Source organism: Candidatus Nitrospira nitrificans (assembly GCF_001458775.1).
Classification (GTDB): Bacteria; Nitrospirota; Nitrospiria; order Nitrospirales; family Nitrospiraceae; genus Nitrospira_D; species Nitrospira_D nitrificans.
In genome coordinates, this window is record NZ_CZPZ01000034.1 from 156,471 (window position 1) to 174,194 (window position 17,724).

The 17,724-nt window shown below is 56.6% G+C and carries 13 protein-coding genes; 6 read left to right on the forward strand and 7 right to left on the reverse strand.

Going from position 1 to position 17,724, the window contains the following annotated elements; translation table 11 throughout:
- Positions 1-33: 33 nt before the first annotated feature.
- The 3 genes from arsS to COMA2_RS17950 form a co-directional block, all read right to left on the reverse strand.
- On the reverse strand, positions 34-1,071 hold the full coding sequence (gene arsS, locus COMA2_RS17940; protein ID WP_090901677.1) for an arsenosugar biosynthesis radical SAM (seleno)protein ArsS: 1,038 nt from the start codon (positions 1,069-1,071) through the stop codon (positions 34-36).
- Positions 1,072-2,259, reverse strand: a complete 1,188-nt coding sequence (locus COMA2_RS17945; protein ID WP_090901680.1) for a methyltransferase domain-containing protein — start codon at positions 2,257-2,259, stop codon at positions 1,072-1,074.
- A 296-nt stretch (positions 2,260-2,555) separates the two neighbouring features.
- Complete coding sequence (locus tag COMA2_RS17950) at positions 2,556-2,870, reverse strand: hypothetical protein (RefSeq protein WP_090901683.1); 315 nt, start codon at positions 2,868-2,870, stop codon at positions 2,556-2,558.
- 372 nt (positions 2,871-3,242) lie between these two features.
- Between COMA2_RS17950 and COMA2_RS17955 the strand changes: the two genes are divergently transcribed.
- Entirely contained in the window at positions 3,243-3,764 is a 522-nt protein-coding gene (locus tag COMA2_RS17955) for a hypothetical protein (protein ID WP_090901686.1), read from the forward strand.
- A gap of 197 nt (positions 3,765-3,961) precedes the next feature.
- Here the strand turns inward: COMA2_RS17955 and COMA2_RS17960 are convergent, their stop codons facing one another.
- Positions 3,962-5,935: a hypothetical protein gene (locus COMA2_RS17960; protein ID WP_090901689.1), complete on the reverse strand. Its 1,974-nt coding sequence runs from the start codon at positions 5,933-5,935 to the stop codon at positions 3,962-3,964.
- A gap of 532 nt (positions 5,936-6,467) precedes the next feature.
- Here COMA2_RS17960 and COMA2_RS17965 point away from each other — a divergent pair.
- Positions 6,468-8,327, forward strand: a complete 1,860-nt coding sequence (locus COMA2_RS17965; protein ID WP_090901692.1) for a RecQ family ATP-dependent DNA helicase — start codon at positions 6,468-6,470, stop codon at positions 8,325-8,327.
- Positions 8,328-8,504: 177 nt separating this feature from the next.
- On the opposite strand, the gene COMA2_RS17970 is transcribed toward COMA2_RS17965, so the two are convergent.
- The 3 genes from COMA2_RS17970 to COMA2_RS20960 all read right to left on the reverse strand — a co-directional run bounded on the left by COMA2_RS17970 (position 8,505) and on the right by COMA2_RS20960 (position 13,116).
- Positions 8,505-9,725: a hypothetical protein gene (locus COMA2_RS17970; RefSeq protein WP_139077479.1), complete on the reverse strand. Its 1,221-nt coding sequence runs from the start codon at positions 9,723-9,725 to the stop codon at positions 8,505-8,507.
- 120 nt (positions 9,726-9,845) lie between these two features.
- Positions 9,846-12,713 carry a hypothetical protein gene (locus COMA2_RS17975; RefSeq protein WP_090901698.1) on the reverse strand — a complete coding sequence of 956 codons (2,868 nt, stop codon included), beginning with the start codon at positions 12,711-12,713 and terminating at the stop codon, positions 9,846-9,848.
- Positions 12,714-12,984: 271 nt separating this feature from the next.
- Positions 12,985-13,116 carry a hypothetical protein gene (locus COMA2_RS20960; protein ID WP_281176464.1) on the reverse strand — a complete coding sequence of 44 codons (132 nt, stop codon included), beginning with the start codon at positions 13,114-13,116 and terminating at the stop codon, positions 12,985-12,987.
- A 384-nt stretch (positions 13,117-13,500) separates the two neighbouring features.
- Between COMA2_RS20960 and COMA2_RS17985 the strand changes: the two genes are divergently transcribed.
- The 4 genes from COMA2_RS17985 to COMA2_RS18000 all read left to right on the forward strand — a co-directional run bounded on the left by COMA2_RS17985 (position 13,501) and on the right by COMA2_RS18000 (position 17,707).
- Positions 13,501-15,000, forward strand: a complete 1,500-nt coding sequence (locus COMA2_RS17985; protein WP_090901704.1) for a DUF2868 domain-containing protein — start codon at positions 13,501-13,503, stop codon at positions 14,998-15,000.
- Positions 14,997-16,469, forward strand: coding sequence for a DUF3482 domain-containing protein (locus tag COMA2_RS17990; protein ID WP_090901706.1), 1,473 nt, complete (start codon positions 14,997-14,999; stop codon positions 16,467-16,469). The genes COMA2_RS17985 and COMA2_RS17990 overlap by 4 nt, the downstream gene beginning before the upstream one ends.
- Positions 16,470-16,539: 70 nt before the next feature.
- Positions 16,540-17,283, forward strand: coding sequence for an IS630 transposase-related protein (locus tag COMA2_RS20360; protein WP_175304706.1), 744 nt, complete (start codon positions 16,540-16,542; stop codon positions 17,281-17,283).
- A complete protein-coding gene (locus COMA2_RS18000; protein WP_175304559.1) occupies positions 17,249-17,707 on the forward strand; it encodes a transposase in 459 nt (152 codons plus the stop codon). Before COMA2_RS20360 ends, COMA2_RS18000 begins: the two co-directional genes overlap by 35 nt.
- The last annotated feature ends 17 nt before the right edge of the window (positions 17,708-17,724 follow it).

The window sequence follows — 17,724 nt, forward strand, 5'->3', positions numbered from 1 at the left end:
AAAGGTGAGGACCGATAGGACCATCAAGACCTTCTAGGCAGTAGACCCGCCACAGGATGAACCGGAACCGGCTGTGCAACCGAAGCAATGGTTGCGCGTGACGATCTGTCGATGATGGAGTTGATCAGGATCGAAGTCGCGGATATGCGACGGTACTCTGTGATCAACCGAGAGTTCGAGCATCTGGTTGAAGTCACAGTCGTAGAGTCTGCCGTCCCATCCAACGGACAGTGTATACCGGCACATGAGGCCGCTCGCAGCGGCTGGATTGAACGCGTTGACTAGGCGCGTCATGTACTGGTCATAGTTGCCGCTTTCGACGAGAAACTCCAGGAACCGGCTGATCGGCATGTTGGTGATCGTGTACAGCCGGTTGAACTCGATCCCATGTCGAGCCCGCAGTTCGTTCTTGAACTGCGCTTCGATGGCATCTTGCTTTGGGGGCAGGAACGCGCCGACGGGATTGTAGACGAGGTTCAGGGCGAGCCCGCTATTCGGACGGCCATAGCCGAACCGGTTCAGCAGACGAAGGGCTTCCATCGACTTCTCAAACACGCCGTCACCTCGCTGTGCATCGGTCTGGCCGGCACGGTACGACGGAAGCGAGGCAACGATCTCGACCTGGTGGCGAGCCAGGAATTCCGCGAGATCCGCCTGGGAAGGAAGCAGCAACACGGACAGATTGCAGCGATCCATAACATGTCGGCCAAGTCTGCGGGACTGTTCGACAAGCCAGCGAAAATGCGGATTCAGCTCCGGCGCGCCGCCCGTGATATCCACGGTGGGAATGTCCGTCTTGGCCAGCGCCCGCATACAGCGCTCTGCCGTTTCCAAGGACATGGCTTCAGGACGATCGGGGCCGGCATCCACATGGCAGTGGCGACAGGCCTGATTGCACAGTTTGCCGACGTTGATCTGAAAGACGGTGATGCCGGTCGCCTGGAGCGGAAACAGATCGGCTTGAGCGAGGCGAAGGTCAAACGGTGGGGAAACAGATGATTGATCGAGGAGGCGAAGTTGTTCAGCCGCTGAGGCAAGAGGGTTGCCTCGGCCAAGCAACGTGACAGCCATCTAACAGCAGCCTTCATTAGGTGAACAGGTCACAACTTCGCCGCTCACAGAGTCGCCGGCTCGATTCAAGATGACGAAATGGGGCCGATACCCTCCCGTTTCTAGAACCGCCACCGTTTTGGAGCAAATCTCCAGTGGCTCACCCCGTCGATAGACATGGTGATCGTCATCGGTCGCTTCAACGAAGGGACCGGCCAGCAGCGCATAGTGGCCTTGCCAGGTGCATGGGGCATCGGCCGGGAATACTGCCGTCCAGCGCGGATCATCGCCGTCCAGCGCGACAGGTTCGGTAGTCAGGAGGAAGTGCTCGGCGAAGGGAGGGGTGCTCAATAACAGCGTCACCTCCGACGTGATCGGTTGCGGAATGCCGCGCTGGTAGGTCGTGCCCCGTTCATCCACAAGTCGGATGAATGGGCCACGAAGGGTCGCATACTGGACGGAGGGAGTAGTTGATGCCGGAGCCAGCTTGTAGCCGGTCAACGTCACAGAAAAAAAATGGATGCCGTCGATGACGCGCCAGGGCGAAAACTTCACCAGATGAATGCCAAAAAAGCCGGCTGCCGTCATGCCGTTCAGGTAGTCGGTGAGCGTCAGGGCGCCGGACAAACAATCGCCCCATTTCTGGGCGTCGTGGACCAGGTACTGCGGCACGGTTTGGTCCGATACAATGTCGGAGATGGTGAACCGGCCGCCGGGTTTGGCAACCCGATACATTTCCTGAAATACCTTCCGCTTATCCGGCGCCAGGTTGATGACGCAATTTGAGATGATCAGATCAATCGTGCCGTCTTGCACCGGCATCGCATCGGCCAACCCTTTCCGGAACTCCACGTTCGATTCGGGATAACCGAGGTTTGTGGTCACCACCGCCGCATGCTTGCGGGCGATCTCCAGCATCGTATCGGTCATGTCGATCCCGATCACGTGGCCTGTGGGGCCCACCAAGCGGGAGGCCTCAAAACAATCAATCCCGCCGCCCGACCCGATGTCCAAGACTGTCTCACCGGCCTGCACCGTCTTGAGACCCGCCGGTGTGCCGCAACCATACGCAATCTTCAAGACCTCTTCCGGAATGAAGGTTTTGAGGTGCCCCATATCGTAGCTGGTGGGGCAGCACATTTCTTCGCCGGTACTGGCGGCTTTGGCATAGCGCTCGCTGACCTTTTGTGTGATTTCATCGATCGGCATGGCCGGCCTCGCAGAATTTGGTGAGAATACCCGAGAAATATGTGTATCAACACTTCACCTATCGGGTCAATCGGAGCTTCCCCACGTACGCAGGGAAAGTGGTGAATAAAAACATCCAGTTAAATTTCAACATGAGACCGGCCGATCAGATCCGTCGAAGGCATCAGTCGGTGGTCTCGTGCTGCTTCGGTGAGCCGGCTAATTTATGGGAGGCTGAGTTCGGAAGCTTTTCGCGGCATTCAGTATCCGGCGGTCATGGGGTTGGTGACAGAAGAATGGCTGAACGTCGGTCGTGCTCAGCGATTACTGATGATTGCAAACATGAGCTGCTCCACTCGTGCTCGGCGCTTGATCTGGGCGCGTGACATGGGGCGGGATACGGTGGGGGTGTGACGGGGGAGCGTGGACGTATGACCATGATGCCGGTCCTGTTCTCTGTTCCCGTACCGGTCCTGTTCTGATTCTTGGGCGATGAGTTCTTGGTGTAGTTGCCACAGCTTGATTTGCAGCTCTTCGAACGACTCCCCATAGGCCTCTTGCTCCTGGTAACCTTCCAGGTACCCGCGCCACCCGTCCCCGTCTTGCACGATGATGTATTTCGTGGAACGCATCAGAGAAAGTATAGCTGGTCATTTCAGATGCGCAAGTGATGGGAGGAAATAGACTTCATAGAAGTCCGATCTTTTAAAAGCGGCAAAGCCGCCAATGGGGGTAAGCCTGTACCATCCCTTCCGTGGCGGATCTTTTCGTCATCTGCTCTTCACGGACACCTCACTCCTTTAATGACCGTGATTCAGTCCCGCAGTCTAATTCTGTCTCATTGATAAAGCGAAATCCTCGATAAGGTGAGCGCAACGGCAGATCAATGGGCCTGTCGATTGGCGGGAAAAGATCGACAAGAACGACATTCACCGCTACATTTCGAAACAGGTGTTCTGAATTTCAATTTCGTACTCCGAAGGAGTGCAGAGAGGAGTCAAGGCATGATGCCAACTCAAACACCGACGGATGCACAGTTGAAGGACCAGGCGATCAGACAAGCGCTGGCGGGCGATACGGTCGGGGCGCGACAGACGGTCAGCGAAATGGTCGACAGACGGTACTTGCGAGAAGTCTGGCAAATGATGCTCTTTATCGAATCGGAGCGAGGAAACGTGCAGTCTGTCAAGGACACGATTGTCTCATGCCCGGATCCGTCCCTCTTGGCGAGTCACTTCTACCTTGAACTTCCTCAAGTTTTTGTCAAAGCCGGGGATCGATCCGGGGCCATCGAGATCGCCAAGGCCATGGGTGATGCCGGAGTTTTGCCGCTCATCGGTATCGCAGCCCATCTCGCGGAGGATGGCGATATCGCCGGGGTACGAGAAGCGCTCTCTCATGTCGATGAAGATTTGAGAGCGATGATTATGCGCAAGGTGAGCGCCTATAAGGCTAAGATCCAGCGACTTGATGAATTGAACCCAGTGGGAGACCAGGGGGCTGGAGCCAATTCACTGGCAGCCTGACCAAGTTCGACGACACAATTTCCCGGTCATATCTCCTCCCTGCGGGGGCTTTGCCTTGCGCTGTGGCTTATCCTACCGCCTAGTGTGCGATTTGCCTCTTCAGTGATGCGTTGGGAAAATCGGAGGGGCCCCGATGCGGTGGTTGCGCACCACCGACATCGAGGCCTCTCCGATGCAGCTATGTGAAATTGCCGGTTCTACGGAACCGGATTCTGCTGCGCTGCCGTGAGCTGGCTCTTAAATTCGGTCGGCAGCTTCTGCACCCAGCCTTTGTAGACATTGGGCACAGGCAGGACGCCTTGGCCGCCCATGCCTTTATTGCCGGTAATCGTGTCATCCTTCGCTGTGGTGGAATCGTCGACCAACACGACCCACCCGGCAATGACCGGTGCGTCCGGTCCTGTTTGGGTCACGATTCCATCATTGTCGGCATCGTAGTCCAAGATGATCAGCCGGTTGGAGAATTTGCTGGTGACATAGGCGTAGTACCCGCCGCCTTTCTTGGCTCCGAAGTTCACCCCGTGACATCCCGGATCGCAGGGAACCATCGCCACCAAGGTGTCATCGCTGGTTCGAATGATGGTGATCGTCCCGGTCAAGGTGTTCCCCGTGACCACGAATTTCCCATCGGGGCTGACGGGAGTTTGAATCGGCAGACCGCCGACCGGCCCCGTGATGGCGCCGGTGATGGGATCGTAGTTGCCGTTCAGCAGGAGCGGGATATCCTTGATCTTGTTTCCCGTTGCCATGTTGATCACGGAAGTACTATGGCCCAGGTAGTTGGAGACATAGTACTTCGTTGAGGTGGGGTTCATCGCGGCGGCAATCGGCAAGGGGCCGGTGGCGGGCTTGTGCCTGATGACGTCTAGCACGAAATCGAAGAGCGTCGAATCATTCGAATTGGAGTTCGGGGTGGCCATGGTTTTGCCGTCATGCCCCATCCAATGCGCGTGAGGCTGGGTCTGCGCGGCGCCGGGGGCCTGCATCAGAATCCTGCCTTGTCCTCCCGGACGCGCCGGGTTGACGGCAATGTCCCCATTCGCCGCCTTATTCAGCTCGACCACCGCATCTTCCCCGTTCAAGGTCACGTGTACCTGCTCCGTATCCACCCTCGTCATCACGTGGGCCGGATCTTCGCCGATCACGATTTCTTTCAAGAGGGCTCCGGTCGCGCCGTCGATGGAGTAGATGCTCTTGCCATGCCATTCCGTATTGTAGATTTGCTTTTGATCGTGACTCGCCCACATGTTGTGGGCGTTATTCATCTTCTGGGCCGGCAGCGCGATTTTGCGAGTCACTTTCCATTTATCCGTCCCTTCCACGTCGACCACAGTCATCGTGCTGGGATAGGCCGGACCTTTGCCGGCGCTTTCCTCGTACTGTGTGTCGACCCAGACCTCTCCCACCCCGTCGATGCTGGGATGTTGCACTGCCGGGATGGTGTCGCCGTCAAACGTTCCCTGGAGTGCAGCATTGAGATTGGGAATGACGGCCTCAACGCCGCTCGCGTTTGCGACGCGGACGGGTACGGCGGGATAGGTCGGCTTATACTGTTCTCCGACCTTGGTATAGTCTTTCCAATTCGACGGACTGGTGACGATGAAGAACGCGCGCAACAACCTGAGGCCGATGTTCGAATTGCTCGGAAGCGCGGTGCTCGCATTAGCCGGGTTGGTGACGCCGATCAAATGAAGCTTGTTGCCGATGTCCAGCCCGTCCGTTGCGGGATCATCTACGATCACGCCGGCCAACATGTAGGGATGCACCTTGCACACAAACACATGGAGACCCGGAGTGGTCAGGGTCACTTCATGGTCATTTTTATTCGCGGTCAACTGATCAATCTGCTCGGACGGCTGTGCCGCGCCTGGGAAAATCAGGCTCGTGACCGTATGAAAGCTTTCGACCCGAGACGGACCGGCGAACGAACGAGTTTGCAGAAACCGAATCTTCTGGCCGGGCGGCACAACCGCAAGTGAGTTCGTGCCCGCAATCGTTGCACGCGTATCGAACCAACGCCCCGCCTCGTCCGTCACATCAAAATACGTCGTATTGGCCGTCGGCAGCGGCGGAAACGGGTTAGCCGTCGGCGGTGCAGAATCGTCTCCGGAACAACCGGCTACTCCCGCCGCAAGGCAGAGGGCAGCCCCGAAACTAACGTACCTCTTCATGGAAGCCTCCTTTAATGATGAGAGAATGAAATGTGACATCTGACCGTTGTTATCCGATTGAACCGAACACATCGGCATGCGAGGGGGCGTACGGGCGAGCATCGTATATGCCCGTCATTCAGGTCCCTCAATGCCTACTGGTCGGTAACAATAAGTAGATGCACTGATTCACGACGATGTGCGCATGCCGCCCAGTCGCCGAATGCCTGGGTGCTCAGCAAACCGCATGCCATTGAGAAGAATTGACTTGCGCAAGGCGGTACCTTTGAAATGGCGTGACAGCGCTACGTGGTGCTCTTATCGTCTGTCGACTTCTCTCAGTCATATAGAATCGAATTAGATACCTCGCATGAATCGAATTGGATACGTCCGGTAGTCGGTTCCGGCAGTCCGGTTAGGTCACGGATGCGGGCATATGGCGTGAGAGCCAATGGCGCTCTTTCCGCTTGCTCGACTTGCCCATGGCCGGTCATCTATACTGCGATCCGCTGTGATCGCTATCACGATCCTATCCTTCTGATGTGCCTTCCCTGTGGATGATCTAACTCGACAGCTCAGCGAACGATTCGGCTTTGCCACGTTTCGGCCAGGCCAAGAAGCAGTCATCCGCGCCGTGTTGGCAGGACGCGATGCGATGGCGGTCATGCCGACAGGGCAGGGGAAGTCGCTCTGCTATCAGTTGCCGGCGACCCTGCTCCCAGGGTTGACGCTGGTGATTTCTCCGCTGATCGCCTTGATGCAGGATCAAGTGACGGCCATGAAGCAGCGGAAGATTGCCGCGGCTGCGTTTCACTCGGGCCTCACCGGGTTGGAAAAGAGCCGCGTGATGCAGGAGCTCCAGCAGCGGCGGCTCCAGCTGCTGTATTTGGCGCCGGAGCGGATGCAACATGAGGGATTTCTCCGGTTGTTGCGCTCCCTCTGGGTCTCGTTGTTGGTGGTCGACGAAGCGCATTGTATTTCCCAGTGGGGCCATGACTTCAGGCCCGATTACCTCAAAATCGGTCGCCTGCGCCAGGAACTCACGAATCCTCCCTGCCTGGCGCTGACCGCGACGGCTACCACTCGTGTGCAAACGGATCTTTGCCGGCGGCTGTCGCTTCGCGATCCGTTCCGACTCGTCGCAGGGTTTCGTCGGGCCAACCTCGCTCTCTCCGTTCATCTCCCTCAGTCTCGACAAGACAAGCTGTCGACGCTGGGACGCTTGGTTCGCGAGACGGAGAAGGGCACGATCCTCGTCTATTGCGCTACTCGACGAGCCGTGGAGGAGGTCGCCGCATGGCTGGGACAATCCCATGCCTCGGTGGGCTATTACCATGCCGGTCTTTCAGATGAGGAACGACGGATGGTCCATGAGGAGTTTCGCCGAGGGACGGTGCGAATCCTGGCCGCGACGAATGCCTTCGGCATGGGCATCGATAAGCCGGACGTCCGATTGGTCGTCCATTTCGACATTCCCGGAAGCATCGAAGCCTATTACCAGGAGGTTGGGCGCGCCGGTCGTGACGGACAGCCCGCGGCTTGTGCGTTGTTGTTCCATGAGCGCGATCTCGCCACGCAGGAATACTTCATCGATCAGGCGTTAAAAGACCAGGAAGGCGTGGCGCGCGCGGAACGAATGCGGACGCTCCTTCAAGAAATGCTGGGGTATGTATCGGGATCGAGCTGCCGGCAGCGCGCGATTCTCGAGTATTTTAGCGATGAGACCGAGCCGGCCTTGGGCCCCTGCGGCCTGTGCGATCGTTGTGTCGCGCCGGCCCGGCAGCCGAGCCGGACGGTCTTGCATGCGACCGGCGTTTCGGAAAAGGCGATATTGGAAACGGTGTCCTGGTGCATGGGGCGGTTCGGCATGGGGCGCATCGTCGACATGCTTCGTGGAAGCCGTGCGAAAGCGCTGGTGGGCTCCGGCGCGGAAGACTGTCCGACATACGGGATCTGTCGGGCACAGACCAAGCCGGTTGTGATGGGTCTGGTGAAGAGCCTCATTGAGTCCGGGTATCTTCGCATCGAAGGCACCGAGTATCCCACTCTCGAATTGACGTCTAGGGGGCGAGAGGTGCTGCAGGGGATTCGTGAAGTGGCATTGACACAGGAACAGGAGCCTGAGACCGATGTATCGGTGAACAAGCCGCGTCGCTCGTCTGCCGCCTTCGCAGGCATCGCTCCGGCTTCGGCGCCGGATCCCCGGCTTGTTGAACGGCTCCGACAACTTCGCACCGAACTAGCCGAAGAAGAGGGTGTCGCGCCCTTCCTCATTTTTCATGACAAGACGTTGAAAGCCATTGCGGGTTTCAAGCCAGGGACGCCGGCGGCCTTGTTGGAGATTCCGGGTATCGGCGAGCTGAAGGCCGAACGATACGGGCGACGGGTGTTGGCCGTGGTCAATGGGGGTTAACAACCATCAGCGAATTTTCCGTACGTCCTGGGTATTGGAAAAGGCAACATTTTTTTGCAACTCGACAAAGCGTCAATAATGAGCGTCTGTTCGTCGCGACTGTTGAAGCTGCAGGTCCATGCTCATTGACGTTGCGATTGTTTTTAGAGAGACGTCGGAGAAAGTCATCCTGTGTGGTCATTCGTTTGGAGGGGGCATCGTTCCGCCAGTAAAATTAACTATGGCTTGACGGGTGGTAGAAGCTAATTTGATAGGATCAGGGCGGGCATCTTTTGAAGGCGTCCCTTGATCCGGCCAGAGCAATGCGAGTTCACACCCCTGACTTTCAAGTAATCGCAACCGGCTCAACGTGGAGTCATTCCCTTGCAGTTCGGGCCAGGGTTTTCCGAAACTGTTTAGGTCGGAATCAAACTCACCCAAAAATGGCTTAGGTAAAATACCTCCTGCTGCCGCGTTGAAAAGACCTTGATCCTTGATCTGGTAGGGGTCCCCGAGTCCCAACGTCGGCTTGGCGTAATAGTGGAACTGAGGTTTGCTTCCCGCATAGTAGAGGTAACTCTGTGGCGGTTTAACAGTCTCCCAGTCCAGGGGCCTTCTTTCTTCTAAATCTCTGAAAAATCTATGCCCCACGGTTGATGGGAAACCCTTCGAATTGATCAATGCAATTGCTTCTCCGATGAATGTATTCATCTCGTCCTGAGTGACCTCCGGCTGCCTAGCAAAACCCACGAGCGTATCCGGGTTGGCCTTCATGACATCGCTCGATGCGTTAGAGAGCGGGCCAATCGGCGAGTAACACCAATACGGTTCATTGATCACTTCCCACGCATAAATCTGCTGTGTATATCGAGCTGACGCAGTGAGCAGAGCATTCAATACCGTACTCAAAAATATTTGCCGCTTGCCGGGGTCCTTAATGCAATCAGCCCGTCCCCCTGGCGCCAAGCCTTTTTCGTCACGCATTCTGCTGTTGCCGGTAAATTCAAAGCTTACAAGTGATGGGATGATAAGCAGCTCAGCGTTGCGGAAACTCGCCAGCAGCTTTTCAAAATGAAGCACAAACCTCGGATCTACACTCAATAAAGGCGAAAACTCCCAATTGTGATAGGGGAGCGCCGGATTCTGGCCATTATGCCCTCGGAGAATCGGACCATGGCCGAGCCAGTTGAAGCCATTGGCCAAGAGGAAAAATCGCACGACATAAATCCCCATCTTCTTTAGATTGGCGAGATTGCGGTCAAGATTCTCGAAAAGTGGGGGAAGTGGTATGCGTCCCACAGCGCCCTTGGCGACAAGCGATTGCTCCGTTACCCATTGCCGTAATGAGCAATGTGGGTTCGGTCCGATGTCGGCCCCGAACCTATTGAAGGACATTGGATAGTTAAATCCAACTTTCATGGCACCCTACCACTGGTCTTATCAGAGGCATACGACAGCCTACAGGTTACGCCTTGCTTTTATGTGCAAGGCAGGAAATGAGATCGGACCAGGCAACCGAGTGTCACCGAGTATATGGTGTTACACCTGTCGTCCTGTCTTTGGGTCATACTTTACTTCGACCGGCACAACTTGGTCTGTAGGCAGGACTTCTATCCATTGGGCTACCATGTCGTAGTTTTGCTCAACCTTCGCTTTGAATCCTCCTTTCAGCGGATAAAAGCCATGTTCATAGACTCTATCAATCGGGGTTGAAGTGACAGCGTTGTCATTGTCTACCAATTCTGGTTTGTCAAGCTCTTGTGGCTTGGGGTATTTCCCCAGTTTGATTCCCTCTTCATGCTTTTGCTTAATCTTCTTGGCCAAGTCGAGAATAACATCAATGAGTTTTTGCCCATCGAGTGGGTTGCCATGAATGTCTTTTTCCTCTGGATTGTTTGCGTGGTAGATATCAGTGTCACCAATTCCATTGAATCCTTCGACTCCCTTGAGCCAGTTTATTGCAGCTTCTTCCTTTCCTGGCCTAATAGGGATGACGGCCTTAACCCAAGGCGCATTCAAAAAGGCATTTCTCATATTGTCGCCGTCAAGCTGCAGTAGCCACCCAAGCGAACTTCCTAATTTTGCAGGGTCGGAGTCTTCAGTAATGTAGTAGTTATCGTCGCGGTTCTCCTTGGTCCCTCCCCAACCTACGATATGCTCGTTCAGCGGCGTCTCTCTTTGTGAGCTGCCGAAGGCGGTGGTGAGAACGCCCTTGGCGAAGGCCGGGACAGCCGCAATTTTTGCAGCCAGCGATTTCGAGACGCCGAGGTTGGATTGAACGGCAGTTGCCGTCGGTCCCGTGTATTTCCCCAGGCTTTGGTGACTTTGGTGGCGCCGTGGACGCCACCATTCGGGAGCCACGAAATACAGCATCTTATCGACATCGAAGATATTGTTGATGAGCTCGGCTACCACATGTCGGGTCGCGTCGTCGGGAAGGGCGATGCCCTTCATCAGCATCTCCTGGACGAGCTTGCGATAGACGACGATGCGCTCCTCTTCGCGTAACTCGTCCGACGGACGCTGCCCGATCTTGCTGGCCAACTTCACACGGTCCTTGGCTGCGAGGATGAATGCATCGTGATAAGCTTTCGCTTCTTTCACCTTGAACTCTTTCAACTGTTTTGCGTTCTCCTCCTCCAATTTCGTCACGTCCTGAGTCGACTTCCAGAAAATCGTCGGTTTTACCATGATGGCATCGCGATCACCGAAATGCACATGCTTCAGAATGATCGTGAAACTGCCCCTGTTCCCTTCCGCTTTCTTGTCGCGAACCTCCACCACGGCATTGCCATCGGTAACCTGGAGTTGGACGTCGTGGAACTCATATTCGGGCTTGTCGCACGACACCGTTTGAGGGAATTCCCATTGAATACGGTACTTGGTTTCTTCACCCTCGTCGTTCCGTTCGGCGCCGTAGTCGTAATCTTCTCCGCGGTCATCGTGGTCGTTGGTCGGCACAAATGGAATGCGCACGGGCTGGATGTCCTGCGAGAAATCCTTTTGAGGAACAACTTTATCGGGATGAGGAGGATCCTCCAGATCGGGCTTCTTGGCGATGTGAACGAGCTCCGCCACGCCCAAGGCGGCGCCTGGATCGTTAACATAGGATTGCCAACAGAGATACGTGCCGATATCTTGTACTTGCACCCCGACCTGGCGCATCTTGCGGCGCAGTTCGTAGTTGATAAGTTTGTCGGTTGTGTTGCTGAGGACGTAGCGTTTGCTTGATGTGTCGGTTGTCTCCGTCACTGTTTTGAAGGTGGACTTGTAATTCTTGCGGATCTCGGAAGAGAGTTTCTCGGACTGCTCGCGCATTCTTTTGTATGACTGCTCTCGCGATGTTTGCTGGGAGGCGGTAAAATCAAAGCTGCCTGTCGCCGTGATGGACATGTATTTAGCCGTCACGCTCGCCCCAAGCTTGATGTCTTGCTTGTTGTCTTCTTTCGTGGCATCGGACAGCTCTTCTTTCTCAGTTCTCGATTGTTCCGATTTCATGGTCGTTTCAAGTGAAGTCTCTACCGTGCGCTCCACGAGGGTTCTTGTCGTGTGTGTCTCAATGAGCTCCACGGTCGCTCCGGGGCTCATCCATACATGGCTCACCGGTGTTCCCAGAAAAGTATCAAGCTCGAAGAAGAACTGACGATACAAATGCACCACGCTAATCGGAGAGAGAGCCACGCTGCGAAGATGGTCTCTATTTTGCGGGTCAAGATTGTCCAGCTCCAGATACGCGTCCGCGCTGTTCGTTGCCGAAAGAATTTTGGCCAATGTGATTGCGGTCTGGTTTTGCGAGAGTGTTGAATAGAAAAGATTCTTGATCGTGCCGAACTGCTTTTCCTTAAGCAGCAAGTGTAAGGCTCCAGCCAACGCCGACTCGTAGTTCAATTGTTGAGAGATTGCCGACTTCAAAGATTCAAGCGTCATCTTGTCTCGCGTCAGATGACCGCCGAACTGATGGAGTTCCGCGCAGAGATCTGTAAAGCTGCGGCGATAGTGAGGGTGAACAAACTCGACGAGGTAGATGTTGAGGCGCTCTTCCGTGAGGTGTTCTGCCCACTCATCATCCTTCATCTTTTCACGAGGAGGAAGCCGTTGCGAGATGGTGTCGATTAAGACACTATCAGAGTGCCGTTTTTTGCCATCCAGTAAGCGCCCGATGCGAATTCTGATTTCCGGCTCCGCGCAGGGATGACCGTCATCGTCCAAGTACTTGATTTGAACATCACCGGTGAAGCTCTTGGTCAGCGCGTGTGCGATGTTTCGTTTGTCCTGGGCGAGGCCATCACCGAAGCGCGCTTCGATTCGCTTGGACTTCCACCCTATTAATGGCTGATATACTCCAAAAATTTCGCTCGCGTAGGGAAGGATTGATACGTAATCGGTGAGGTCGCTTAAACGTTTCATCGAGGCGCTCCTCCGTTAAGGTCCAAGTCTCAGGAAAATAATTCTGTCTTTGGTTGAGTCTGCCGCCGTCACGAGTCGAACCGCCCGCACAACAAGGTCTTCCTCCATTTCTTTTCACAGGCGGTCAATCTATCCATGTGACGGGGAGCAGTCAAACAGTGGGTCGTGAGGGCGGTCGCACCCCAGCTATGCTGCCTGAGCTGGTGCGGTGATCGGGTGCGCCGCTCGCGACACTCGCCTTCTGGTTCTGCGAACCTCATGAATCATTCGATTATAATGGATCAAGGGATCCTCGATATTGCCGCACGTCACGCAGCGCAGTCCCCGCATCCACATCGGCATCCAACTTTCCTGCATATCCAGGAAATGATCCACGACCATCAGGCCACTGCATCTTACGCATTTCATCGCAATCCCTCCTTTGATGATGGGCCGAGCGCAAAGGATCGTGCTCGTGATGAATGATTCCTCTACGCAACGATAATGCCATGGGGAAACTTGCACGGCTGCGTGGCTGTATATGCTTGTCAAAGTTGGGACTGGAGCATGCTCGCCGTGTATCATCCGACACTCACGCCGGAATGGTTTTCACTGCAAATCGTATCTCAAGTGATACGCCCAGAGAGACGAAATGATACAGACCTTCGTACGTGGCTCCACAGCTGCATGATGGAATGAAGAATCCCCAACATGCATTGACGGAATCATTTCGGGCTCCGATAATGCGCCACATCGTGTTGCGGAGAGGGACATTCATTGTGAACAACGAGCGCGTGGCTGACTATCGATGACGCCTGCCCAACTTGCCAAAGTGCTCCTGGTTCAGGCCTGCGAAGAACATGATCCGGACCACAAGTTTATTTTGCGGTACGAGCGGGAGTTGCCTCGTCATGAAAGATTCGATCCTCAAGGTGACAAGTCCCTGGAAGATCCTGCCCGCCATGGAGAGGCTTCGGTCATTGAGCGGGCTGAATACATCATCGATCGGCTGACTCAGAAACATCCCGCGCTCGCTTCGGCTTTCGCCGTTCTGCGAATCAAGACGCCGGTCACGCTGCTGATCGGCTGTGCTGTGATCGGAGGCTTTCTCGCTGACCCGATAGGCCCTGCGGGTCAGATTAACCTCCTGAATTTTCCTCTTCTCACCCTTCTCCTCTGGAATGCGGTTGTCTATGCCGGTGTGCTCTACGACATGATCGTGCCGCGACCGTCGCGAGATCGGTCGCAGCCAGGCCTGGAGGGGCTGGTGGAATGGCTTCTGGGACTCGGTGTGAAGGGACGGCTCAGCCGACTTCGGTCTGATCGCGCACAGGGTTCCGACGAACAGCGATGGATTGCAGCATCCCTTGCGATGTACGCCGCGCGCCTGCTCCACGGCGGCCGTGAATTGTTGATCTCCCATGCCCGCAGTCTGCTCCACGCGGCTGCGGCCGCGCTGGCGATCGGCGTGATCGCGGGACTCTACCTGCGTGGGTTCAGTTTTCTGTACAAGGCGGGATGGGACAGCACGTTCATGGGTGCCAAGGGCGTCCACACCTTTCTCTCCGTCCTCTTCGCGCCGGCAAGTTGGCTGTTGGGGACCCCGATGCCCGGCGTGGAAGCCATCGTTGACCTGCAAGGCACAGCCAGGGCCAATGCGGCGATCTGGATTCATTTCTGGGCGATGACGACGATACTCTTCATTGTCCTGCCGCGGACCTTGCTGGCCGCGGCGGCCTGGAGGCGTACGGCTCGTCTGGCCGGTGCGATGCATCTGCCGAGCAATGAGCCGTATTTCCGGCGACTGCTGAATCCTTACCGAGGGAAGGGGCTGCTTGTGGAGGTGCTGGCCTATAGCCATCGCGTGAAGGAGGGCGACGATCGGCTTCTGGCATTCCTCAGCGACGCATTCGGCGTGCTGGCGGATATCCATCTGGGACACTCAGTCCAGTACGGCGAACCCCCTCCACACTTTCCGGTCGACCCGGATCGAGCTCTGTGCGCTGTCGCGTTGTTCAATGTGGCCCAGGCTCCGGAGGAAACACATGGCGAATTTTTAGAGGAGCTGAAAACCACGGTCCGAGGCCGAGGTCGGCCGAACATGCTGTTGGTCCTGCTGGATTGCGAAGCCTATGCGCAGATCGACCATGAAAAGCGTCTGAATGAACGGTGTCAGGCCTGGGCTACGCTGGTGAAAGAGTGCGGACTCCAGGCCCTGAGATACCGGGACCCTGCCGGACCGCCGGATGGGGAACTGCAAACCTTGCCGGACTGTTTGTGGCCCGGCGATTTTCGGGGAGCGCGATGAGCGTCAAGAAACAGCAGATCGCCCTCTCCTTGATTTCCCATACGAATATCGGAAAGACCACCCTGGCGAGAACGCTGCTCCGGAAGGATATCGGCCTCGTCGCCGATCGAGCCCATGTCACCCTCGAGAATCAAAAATACATCGTGCTGGAAACGGAGGACGGGGAGTCCCTGCAGTTATGGGACACGCCCGGCTTTCCCAATTGCCAAAAAATCCTCTCGCGGTTACAGGGGGCCAAGAATCCCATCGTTCGGATTCTGACCGAGGTGTGGGACCGCTTTCGTGATCGGCCGTCCTGGTGTGCCCAACAGGCGGTGTTGAATGTCCAGCAAGAGGCGGATGTCGTCCTCTATCTCGTGAATGCGGCCGAAGAACCGAGCATGGCGGGGTATATCGCGCCGGAACTGCAGTTACTCGAATGGATCGGCAAGCCGGTCGTCGTCCTCCTGAATCAAACCGGCCCTCCTAAAGACCGCCAAGATCAGGAACGCCTGGAGCAACCCTGGAAGGACTACTTCGCTCGCTATGGGTTCGTCAGGGGCGTGCACAGCCTCGATGCGTTCAGCCGCTGCTGGGTCCAGGAAGGCATTCTCTTCGAGACCATTCACTCGCTGTTGCCCCCGGATGACCGTCAGCGCATGGCCCGATTGTTTGCCGCGTGGAAGAAGGCGAACCTGACTCTGTTCCATGCGGCAATGGAGCAGTGGGCTGTGCTGGTGTCACGCGCCGCGAGAGCTCGAGTGCTGACCAAGGGTGACGGTTCGTCGATGGATGCGCAGAAACAACGGGCCGTCGATAGTCTCTTGAAGGACTTGGTGAACGAGGTTGGGGCGACGACGAAAGCGGTCATTGCCCTGCATGGTCTGGAAGGGGATGCGATCGGTGTGATCCAGGCCAGAATGGAACATGTCGAAGTGCTACGAGGCGGACAAAGTAGGGGCGAAGCCACTCTTAGCGGGACTGCCATTGGGGGGATCGGTGGAGCCTTGACCAGCGGGGCCTACGCGGGACTCCATCTTGACGCGGCGACAGGTGGGGTCAGCATGGGTCTGTTCACGGTCGCTGGGGCCGTGGTCGGAGGCGTTCTCGGCTTTTTCGGGGGAGAAGCCTGGGCGGAGCGGCAGGCAGGTCACCAGCAGACTCCGGTCATGTGGTCGGATGACTATCTGGATTTGCTGGTCCAAGACGTCATCATCCGGTATTTGGCTGTCGCGCACTTCGGCCGAGGCCAGGGGCAGTACGTTGCGGATCCTGAAGACCCCAGGTTCTGGATCGACAAGGTAAAAACGTTGGTCGCGGGGCAGCGCGCCACTTTGCATGAACTGTGGATACGTTTGCGGGAGCAAGAACTCACGCCTGGAACGGACAAGACACCCACACAACTCGCGGCTCTGTTGACATCCATCACCCTCGAACTGCTCTGGAGCACCTATCCCGCTTCCAAACGGTTTCTGGACCGTTCGACATGAGATCGGCGGCCTGCCCATACGTTCGCCCTTGGTTGACAGGCATCTGAGCTCCACCCCAGAATCAAGCTCTATGGCATCGGAACCGACCCAGATGGTTGGCCGGCCGGCCGCGGCCGAGCAACAAGAGGACGACGAGCCGACCTTCCCTCGCTATGCAGGACCGGCATTCTTATCCTACGGATTCCGTCCCTTCTTTCTCGGCGCAGCGGTATTCACCGGTTTGGCCGTCCTGGCCTGGGTTGCCCTGTTCGCAGGCAGGGTGTCGGCGGACTTTCTTTATACTCCGCGTGAGTGGCATGTTCATGAGATGCTGTTCGGGTACCTGCCGGCCTTGATCGCGGGGTTCTTGTTATGGCTAAGCCCTCAATTACTGATCGCTATTGACGGTAGACATGTGCGATCCTGTGGGATGAGATGCTCAACAGATTTGCGCCAACGGGTTGTGGAGTTTGTTCGCGGTGGAGGCAGCAAGGCCGAAGCGGCTCGGCGGTTCAAGGTCGGTGAGGCGAGCGTGTACCGCTGGCTCAAGCCTGGCGGCCTGACGTACCAGCGTCCCGGCCCTCGCCGGGCCCGCAAGCTGGATTGGGAGCAGTTACGTCGGCATGTGGAGGCACAGCCCGATCAGACTCAAGCGGAACGGGCGCGGCAGTTCCAGGTCTCGCGGCACTGTATCTGGAACGCGCTGCGAAAATTGGGGGTGACCCGTAAAAAAAAGACTGGGCTATTCCGAACGCGACCCGCTCCGACGAAAACAGTTCCTCCGCCTTCGCGAGCGGTTCGTGCGCCGTGGCAAACACCCCGTGTACATCGATGAATGCGGGTTTGTGTCTTCGACGGCGCGGCGGCATGGATATGCGCCCAAAGGCCAGCGTGTGGACGGCCTGGTTTCCGGGCATCGACGGCCCCGCACGTCGCTCATCGCCGCTCGCATGGATGGGCGACTCGCCGAACCCTGTCTATTCGAAGGCACCTGCGATACAACCGTCTTCAACGCCTGGCTGAAGACGCGGCTGTGCCCGCGTCTGAACGTCCACCATCTCGTGATCATGGACAACGCCGCATTTCATACCGCACCCGAAACAGCGCAGCTCATCGCAGCGACTGGCGCGACCCTGCTGTTTCTCGCGCCCTATTCTCCCGACCTCAATCCCATCGAGCATGACTTCGCCGCTCTCAAGAAGCGCCGCGAGTATCAGGACCAGACCACCCTCGACGACATCGTGAGAGGCTATCAATGATTGTGGGCTTAGCTATA